The organism is Hyphomicrobium sp. (genome assembly GCF_035572195.1).
Taxonomy (GTDB): Bacteria; Pseudomonadota; Alphaproteobacteria; order Rhizobiales; family Hyphomicrobiaceae; genus Hyphomicrobium_B.
Genome location: NZ_DATNBA010000079.1, coordinates 1 through 8149, shown reverse-complemented (window position 1 = coordinate 8149; position 8149 = coordinate 1). Strand labels below are relative to the sequence as shown.

The window sequence follows — 8149 nt, the reverse complement described above, 5'->3', positions numbered from 1 at the left end:
CTTCAATTCCTCGACCACATCGCGCAGCCAGTTGCGCCCGAAAACATCCCACGCCAGAACGTCGACGCCCCGCGGACCCAGCAAATTCCACAAGGCAAGTTCGAGGGCGCCGGTATCGGAGCCCGGAACGATCGCGACCTCATAGCCCGGCGGCAGGCGCAGCGCCTCGCGCGTTAGATCGATGGCAAGTTTCAGGCGGGCGCGGCCTTCAACAGAACGGTGCGAGCGGCCAACCAGAGCATTGCCGAGCACGTCGGGCTGCCAGCCTGGACGCTTTACGCAAGGTCCGGATGAGAAGAACGGTCGAGCGGGCTTTGCTTTTGGTTTTGGGTTCTGCGACATCGGACTCTCTCGTGGCGCGGCCATCAGGGCACCGCGCCGGGCGTCTTAGCACGACATGCGCACAACGAAAAAGGCGGCCAAATCGACCGCCTTTTCAGGCACCGACAACAAAGGTGCGCAGCTTTCAGTCAAACTTGATGCGAATGCCGGAGCGGAATTGCTGAAGGACGGAGTCCTTAAAGACGATCGTGTTCACGCCGGAGGCAGACGGGGCAACGGATGCTATTGAGTTGGACTCCCAAAGCATCTGCCAACCATTATCCCAGGTGATCGAATCCGTGATGTTGTAGGCGATACCCGCCTGCACCGCGGCCGCGAAATCGATCTGTTCTTTCGTGCTCGAACCCAACAACGGCGAGGCCGACGACGGCGCAGGAAACGGGGAGCAAGAACCTATGCAAGAGTAGTGTTCTGAATAGTTTCGGCGCAACTTGCGCCACGAGAAACCGACACCGCCGCCGATATAAGGCGTAAAGCGAGTGCCTGTGTTGATATCGTAGAGCAAATTCACAAGGCCGGTCGTACGCGATAACTCCACCGTGTCGCTGCGATCGACTCTAAAATGGTTTGTATCGGTACCATCAGAATTCGTTACATTGTAGGGTGGTATGCCGCTTTTGCTAATTTGCGCATCAGGCGAGTAGTCGATCGCAATTTCGGCGCGCAGCGACGGCGTAAAGTAGCGGCCGAAGTTCAAGCCGAAAATCGGCGACGTGCCAATGTCGCTGCTGTCGCGTGCAAAGTGGCCCGGACTACTATTCCTAGAATAATCGGTATCCGTGTCCGTGATCGTCGCATCTTGCAGAACGTTGGCGCCGATCGCGAATCCGACGTACCAGTCCGAATAGATATCGTACGTCGGCACCGGAGCGGGAGCCGGAACAGGAATCGGGATGTCGCCACCAATTTCCTTGATGCCGCCCCAATCGGCGGCGGTGGCCGGCGCGGAAAGAAGCGCCAGAGCAAACCCCGTCGCAACCCAGGCTTTGTGAAATTTCATTATCGCCCATCCCTCAATGCCACGAGCGCACAAAATCGCGCTGCTCAAGACTCTGTTCAACGCTACGCGCGCTAACCCGAGCCGAGGGAGGGAGGCAGGAGCTTCAAACAAGACAGTCCCGTGCGCTCACAAATGGTGGAGCACGCTACGCGTCACAGCAACCGGGACATTAAACGCGAAGCGCCGTGGCACAGACCGCACCTTTGGCATTTACTGGCGAGAGCAGGCGCGATAATTGCGCCCCTGCCCTCAATCTTCTCGCGGGTGCCGAAGCGCCCGAATGCTCGCTCGCCTAGTTCAGGTCGTACCGAAGGCCGACACGGATCTGGTGAGCCGTAATATTCTTAACGTCGGGATCGACGGCTGGGGCCGCAACGTCCCACGTGATGTCGCCCGTCTTGACGTCGCCGAGATAGAGGAAGCGATAGCCGACATCGAGGTAGAGCGCGTGACCGCCGCTCACGGCCACCGGCTCATCCTTCAGACCGCCGACGTACGTCGTCTCGCCGCCGCGAATGCGCCATGAAACGCCAGCCATGGCTGCTGCCGCGAAATTGTTGCTGGAGCCTTTGCCGATCGTTCCTTCGCAACTGCATCCCTCCGTAACGGAACCGGAGTCCGTCTCATTGTGCGCGAAGCCGATACCGGCACCGATGTACGGCACGAAGCGGCCACCGCGGTTGAAGTCGTAATAGATATTGGCAAGCACGACGGTGCTACTGAAGTCGAATTTGGCATTCGCTGCAGTGCCGTCACAGCCGCAAAACGTGCTTTCGATGTTCGAATCGAAAAGATGATCAACCGTGATATCGCCTCTAAACCCGTGACCAAAGTAACGACCAATACCGCCGCCGACACTCCACGTGCCGTCCATATTTGTATCGTGCGCCACGAACCCCTGATCCAGTTCGATCGACGGGTTCTGATACCAGTTATACCCGCCATCCGCGCGGATGTACCACCCGGCCGACGCCGCCGGCATCGGCGCCATCACCGGCGCATCCTTGAGGCCGCTGCCGCCATAGAGATCAGCCGCCAATGCACCCTGCGTACCGCCGAGGATGAGAGCCGCGCTAATGAGAAGTACCTTACGCGTAGATAGCATGTCATTTCCCTTTCCGAGCCGGCTTAACGCAGAAACGGCGCCCGACCGGTTACTTGAACCAGCCCCGACTATTACGAAGAACGTTTAAGGGAGACTTAATTGGCGTCGGGAATTGAAACGCTTCGCCGGGCGAATCCTAACGAGACGTAAACGGCGGACTCTCACTCCATGGCCGGGTTAAGCTGGCCATGATGGTCAGGTGTTTTTAGACAGAAAGAAAATCGATCTGCGATCAGGCCGCAGCGGATTTCACGGCTTCGACGATGTCGCCGACGACGCTCGACACCACCTGCTCGTCATCGCCCTCCGCCATGACCCTGATCACGGATTCGGTGCCGGACGGGCGGATCACGAGCCGGCCGCCGTCGCCTAACTTGAGCCTGGCGCCTTCGATGGCTTTGACGACGCGCTTGTCCTCGAGCGGCCGGCCACTGTCGTAGCGAACGTTCCTCAGGATCTGCGGTAACGGGTTGAACCGGTTGCAGACTTCCGAAACCGGTTTGCCCGTGGAAACGACGCAGGCCAGGATCTGCAGCGCCGAAACCAAGCCGTCGCCCGTCGTCGTGAAGTCGGAAAGCACGATGTGGCCCGACTGCTCGCCGCCGACGTTGAAGCCATGCTTGCGCATGTGTTCGGTGACGTAGCGGTCGCCGACCGGCGTCCGCGTCATCGAAAGACCAATCGATTTCATGTAGCGCTCGAGGCCGAGGTTGCTCATCACCGTCGCGACAATGCCACCCGCCGCAAGCCGGCCGCTCTGATGCCAACTCTCCGCGATGACCGCCATCAGCTGATCGCCGTCGACGATATCGCCCTTTTCGTTGACGATGACGACACGATCGGCGTCCCCGTCGAGCGCGATGCCGATATCGGCCCTGAATTCCTTGACCTTGTCGACCAGCGCCTGCGGTGACGTCGAACCGCAGTTGAGGTTGATGTTGTGGCCGTTCGGCTCGACGCCGATCTTGATCACCTCGGCGCCGAGTTCCCAAAGCGCTTCAGGCGCCACCTTGTAGGCTGCGCCGTTGGCGCAATCGATAACGATGCGGACGCCTGCAAGGCGCAGGTGCTTGGGCAGGGTGCGCTTGGCAAATTCGATGTACCGTTCCTGCGCGCTTTCAACTCGCGTGGCTCGGCCGATGCGATCGGCAGTGACGAGCAAGGTCTTCGAGTCGGCGTCGATCAGATCTTCGATCCGCCGCTCCATGTCGTCGGAAAGCTTGTACCCGTCCGGATCGAAAAGCTTGATGCCATTGTCCTGCGAAGGGTTGTGGGACGCCGACAGCATGACGCCGAGATCGGCGCGCAGCGACCGCGTCAGCATCGAAACGGCCGGCGTCGGCATCGGCCCGAGCAGGAACACGTCCATGCCGACAGACGTAAAACCCGACATCAGGGCCGCTTCGAGCATGTAACCGGAAAGCCGCGTGTCCTTGCCGATGACGACGCGGTGACGGTGAGAGCCGGAGCGGAACGCGGTTCCCGCCGCCATCCCGACCTTCAGAGCCACCTCCGACGTCATCGGGTGCCGGTTGGCCAGCCCCCTGATCCCATCTGTCCCGAAATATCGGCGCGACATGTCATCTCCCGTCGTCAAATTCGTACTCGCGGCGAAGACCGGGGGCCTAGCACCGCCGTTTTCGTGCCTATGATCGTCTGATCATGACATCAGATGATTGAGCGAACGCAAATTCCGCACCACTTCTCGTAACTGTTGTAGCACCATCTTCGATACTGGCTCTTTCGGGGCGGCTTGGATAGGGTCACGGAATCGGCTCATAGGTCGACTACGCGACGATAGCGTGATGCGGACGGCGAAGACGGGTGCCGGGCGCATAAAATTGAGGGGTATCGGCCTATGGCAGTGTTTCTGGCAGTCGCGAACCGCAAGGGCGGGGTCGGCAAATCCACCGTCGCGGTAATGCTCGCCCACGCCCTCAGCGTTCACGGCGGCAAGCGCGTTCTTGTCATAGACCTCGATTCCCAATGCAATGCTTCGTTAATCCTGATGGGCGGTCACGGATGGAACGAGGCCCGCAAGGCCGGAAAAACGATCGCCGACTATTTTTACGATCTTTTCGACGGCATTCCGGCGAACGCCCGCGATTACGTCGCAAAGAATGTCGGCGATGTCTCGGCGGCCAACGGCAAACCGGCGCCCATCGCCCTGGTGCCGGGATCGCTGCTTCTCGAAGATATTCAGGGCGAGCTCTATCTGAAGCAGGCGAACCAGAGCAACAATCCCGAAGTCGTCGCAAACCGCGTCCGCGGCCGTATGGAAAGCCTGATCCGCCGCTTCGAGGGCGACTACGATGTCGTCATCCTCGATTGCGCGCCCGGCCTTTCGTTCGCGGCGCTGGCGGCACTGAAGACGGCCGACAAGGTTATTGTTCCGTTCCGGCCCGATTACGTGTCTCAACTCGCCGTCGACCGCGTCGCGATGCTGATCGAGGACAAACGCAATCTCGACGATCTATCCTCCATACCGGCCGAGGAACGCCGTTACGCGTGCCTCGCAAACTACGTCCGCAACGACGACAAGGACTACATGATGATCGAGGAAATAAGCCTCGTTCACCCCGTCCTCGAAACCTTCCTGCCGCAGCGCAACGGCATCGCCAATGCCTTCGACTATATCGGCCAGCTGCGTCCAATCGATACCAAGTATTCCGATGCTGCCGGCGACGTTAAAGAGCTTCATAATGAGATTGCACGTATGATCGACGGCGTCGTTTCGGGTAAAAATGCGAAAGTCGCGGCGGTTTCCTAACCGCGCAAGGATCCGGTGGCACGATCATGAGCAAAGGCAGGCAGCTCTGGCCCGGCGACACGATGCGCGCCTTTTTTCGCGCCCACATACGCCGCGAGACCGCACTCGACGATGCCACTACCGAGCGGCTTGCGGAGGCTCTGAACAAAGCCGTCAATCGCGCGCTGGTTTGGGATATGCCCGAGGCTGGCAAGGACAATCCGGCAGCCGGCAGGACGAGCGCACCGTCAAATCTTGCAGACTTGGCGCAACCGGCGGAGCGTCGCGCCGAAGCCAATGCCTTCAATCCCTACCTCTTCTCGGCCATCGTCGTACTGGCGAAGTTTGGCCGCGACGGGCTGCTGAAGCGCTTGCAAGAGATCAAATCGGCCGAGAATCTCCGAATTTTTGCCGAGGCTCAGCACGTCGCCATCGCCCCGAAACTGAAACGGCCCGAGGACATCCGCAAAGCCATCGTGGTTGCGGCTGAGCAGAGGCTGGCGGATCGAAAAGCCGCCGCAAGCTGACCGCCAACGCCGCTCCGCCGGCAGTTATATCCGGAGTGTAACGCGTGACCTCCGACACCCAGGATCAAATGGATGCCGAAGGCGAGCCGCGGCTTCGCCGTTCCATCGGGACGACACAACTCGCCCTCTATGCTCTCGGCAGCATGGTCGGATCGGGCATCTATGGCCTCATCGGCAAGACTGCCGGTCAGGCGGGCTCCGCGGTCTGGCTGTCGTTCCTCGTCGCACTGTTTGCGGCGCTGCTGACATCGCTGTCCTACGCTTCTCTCGGCTCGCGTTATCCGCGTGCCGGTGGCGCCGCCTACGTGACGGAACGTGCCTTCGGCATTCCCGTTTTGAGTTTCACGATCGGACTGGCGCTCGTTGCCTCGGGCCTGACATCGGTCGCGACGCAGTCGAAGATTTTCGCGGCGATCTTGGCGGATATCACGGGCCTTGAGGCATTGCCGCCGACAGTCATCGCAGTCGGCTTTCTCCTGATCCTGGGAGGCATCGTCTTCCGCGGCATTCGCGAGAGCATGTGGATCAACGTGGTCTGCACGCTCATGGAGGTCTCGGGCCTGCTGCTCGTCATCGCCTCCGGTCTTTCGTACTGGGGCACCGTGGATTACTTCGAGACACCCGCCGATCGCGCCGACACCGCGTTCGCGGTGATCGTGCTTCAGGCGTCGGTGCTGGCCTTTTTCGCCTTCATCGGTTTCGAGGATGCCATTAATGTCGCCGAGGAATGCAAAAATCCGGCGCGGACGATTCCGGCGGGTCTCATCATCGCGACCCTTGCGGCCGCCGTCCTCTACGTCGCCGTTGCCATAACGTCAGTATCCGTTGTGCCCTGGCAGGCACTCGCCGAAGCCCCGAGCCCGCTGACCGAAGTCATGAAGCGCAGCGCACCGAGCGTACCATCCGGTCTGATGACTTTTATCGCCCTCTTCTCCGTCGCCAATACCGCACTCGTCAATTACGTCACCGCCTCGCGATTGATCTACGGCATGTCCGACCAGGGTCTGTTGCCGAAAGGGCTAGGGCGCGTGCATACCATTCGCAGAACGCCTCACATCGCAATAGCGGCTCTGTTGGCCGTGTTGTTGCTGCTCGTCGTCAGCGGCAGCATCGCCGACCTTGCCGCGGCCACGGTGCTATTGCTGCTCATCGTCTTCATCGCCGTCAACGCCGCACTGGTCGTTTTGAAACGAAGACCCGGCGAAGCACCCGGCCAGTTCGAGGTTCCGCTATTTCTGCCCATCGCCGGCATGGCCGTCTGCGCGGCGCTGCTTCTTACGCGGCTATCAAGCCTCGAATGGCGAGCCCCGGCACTCGCCGGGCTGATCCTGCTGGCCAGCGTAGGACTTTTTGCAGCGCTGCGCTCAGCGAGGCCAGATCCGCAGTGATTACGACGCAACCCTCGCGGGCTCGCGCAGCCTTGCGTTCTCAGCTTCGAGATCGGAAATCCGCTTCTCGAGACGGCCGATGGCGGCGGCGACGTCGTCGAATGGCAGCATCCTCGGAATGTGTTGCGGGCAATTCCGGTCCCAGGCTTCGAGCGTAAAGACGATCGCACGCTCCGGCATGGCCCGATATCCGGGGTCAATCAGTTTCGACAGCAAGGCTTCGTCACCCTCGACGACCTTCGCCCGACCCCAAAGCTTCGTGCGGCGTTGCCGCACGTAGTCCATGATGAAAATGTAGGCGCGCGGGTTTTCGGCGAGGTTGCCCGTAGTGATGTATTGCCGGTTGCCCCGATAGTCCGCGAAAGCCAGCGTCTTGTCGTCGAGCGCGCGGAGAAATCCCCGCGGACCGCCGCGATGTTGGATATAGGGCTGCCCCTCGGCGCTGGCCGTCGCCAGATAAAACGAACGTGCTTCAGCGATGGAAGCCGCAAGATCGGGCGTAATCGTGCTCGACCAGCCTTTGCCTTGCTCCATGCGCTCGTACTGCGCCCGCGACCCGTGACGTACCTGCTCGGCTTTGACGGACGGCGAGAACGCGACGTCGGATGCTGGGTGTGACATGGCTCGATTGCCTTAGATCGCGGGCATCCCGATGAAGCCCGGAAGTTTTTTGACGCGGGACACCCACGCCGCGACCGCCGGATAAGGATCGAGCGGCACGCCACCTTCATGACCGAGTGCGATGTAGGGCATGCACGCGATATCGGCGATCGTCGGCCGGCCAAGCGCCAGCCATTCGTTTTGCGCTAGGTGCGTTTCGAAGATCGACAAAATGCGCTTGGCGTTGTCGCGGGCCTGCGCCACGTCGAGTTTATAACCGAACTTGTCGTGCAGTCGGGCGTCGCCGGGACCGCGCGCAATCTCGTTCTCGGCCACCATCAGCCACTGCGCAACGCGCGCCAGCGATATAGCATCGGTCGGCAGCCACGCCTCGCCACCCCACTTGCGCGCCACATAGACCAAAATCGTCTGGCTATT

The 8149-nt window shown here is 60.6% G+C and carries 8 protein-coding genes and 1 pseudogene; 3 read left to right on the top strand and 6 right to left on the bottom strand.

Annotation, left to right across the window (positions count from 1 at the left end):
- From VN623_RS07150 to glmM, 4 genes and pseudogenes are all read right to left on the bottom strand, one after another.
- A pseudogene (locus VN623_RS07150) lies at positions 1-342 on the bottom strand (phosphoserine aminotransferase); the annotation flags it as partial.
- A gap of 124 nt (positions 343-466) precedes the next feature.
- On the bottom strand, positions 467-1342 hold the full coding sequence (locus VN623_RS07145) for an outer membrane beta-barrel protein (RefSeq protein ID WP_325569557.1): 876 nt from the start codon (positions 1340-1342) through the stop codon (positions 467-469).
- A 292-nt stretch (positions 1343-1634) separates the two neighbouring features.
- The gene (locus VN623_RS07140) at positions 1635-2447 is read right to left on the bottom strand and encodes an outer membrane protein (protein WP_325569555.1); all 813 of its coding nucleotides are present in this window, start codon (positions 2445-2447) and stop codon (positions 1635-1637) included.
- 232 nt (positions 2448-2679) lie between these two features.
- Positions 2680-4026 carry a phosphoglucosamine mutase gene (glmM, locus tag VN623_RS07135; protein ID WP_325569553.1) on the bottom strand — a complete coding sequence of 449 codons (1347 nt, stop codon included), beginning with the start codon at positions 4024-4026 and terminating at the stop codon, positions 2680-2682.
- A gap of 279 nt (positions 4027-4305) precedes the next feature.
- Between glmM and VN623_RS07130 the strand changes: the two genes are divergently transcribed.
- Genes VN623_RS07130 through VN623_RS07120 form a run of 3 tightly spaced genes read left to right on the top strand, consistent with a single transcriptional unit; the run spans position 4306 to position 7111 of the window.
- Positions 4306-5217 (top strand): ParA family protein, encoded by a 912-nt coding sequence (locus tag VN623_RS07130; RefSeq protein ID WP_325569551.1) that lies wholly within the window; start codon positions 4306-4308, stop codon positions 5215-5217.
- 26 nt (positions 5218-5243) lie between these two features.
- Positions 5244-5723, top strand: a complete 480-nt coding sequence (locus tag VN623_RS07125; RefSeq protein ID WP_325569549.1) for a hypothetical protein — start codon at positions 5244-5246, stop codon at positions 5721-5723.
- 44 nt (positions 5724-5767) lie between these two features.
- Entirely contained in the window at positions 5768-7111 is a 1344-nt protein-coding gene (locus VN623_RS07120; RefSeq protein ID WP_325569547.1) for an APC family permease, read from the top strand.
- Here the strand turns inward: VN623_RS07120 and VN623_RS07115 are convergent, their stop codons facing one another.
- Together VN623_RS07115 and VN623_RS07110 are read right to left on the bottom strand one after the other, a co-directional pair.
- The gene (locus tag VN623_RS07115) at positions 7112-7732 is read right to left on the bottom strand and encodes a pyridoxamine 5'-phosphate oxidase family protein (RefSeq protein WP_325569545.1); all 621 of its coding nucleotides are present in this window, start codon (positions 7730-7732) and stop codon (positions 7112-7114) included.
- Positions 7733-7744: 12 nt separating this feature from the next.
- A partial coding sequence (locus VN623_RS07110) for a glutathione binding-like protein (RefSeq protein WP_325569542.1) occupies positions 7745-8149 on the bottom strand: 405 nt, incomplete at its 5' end.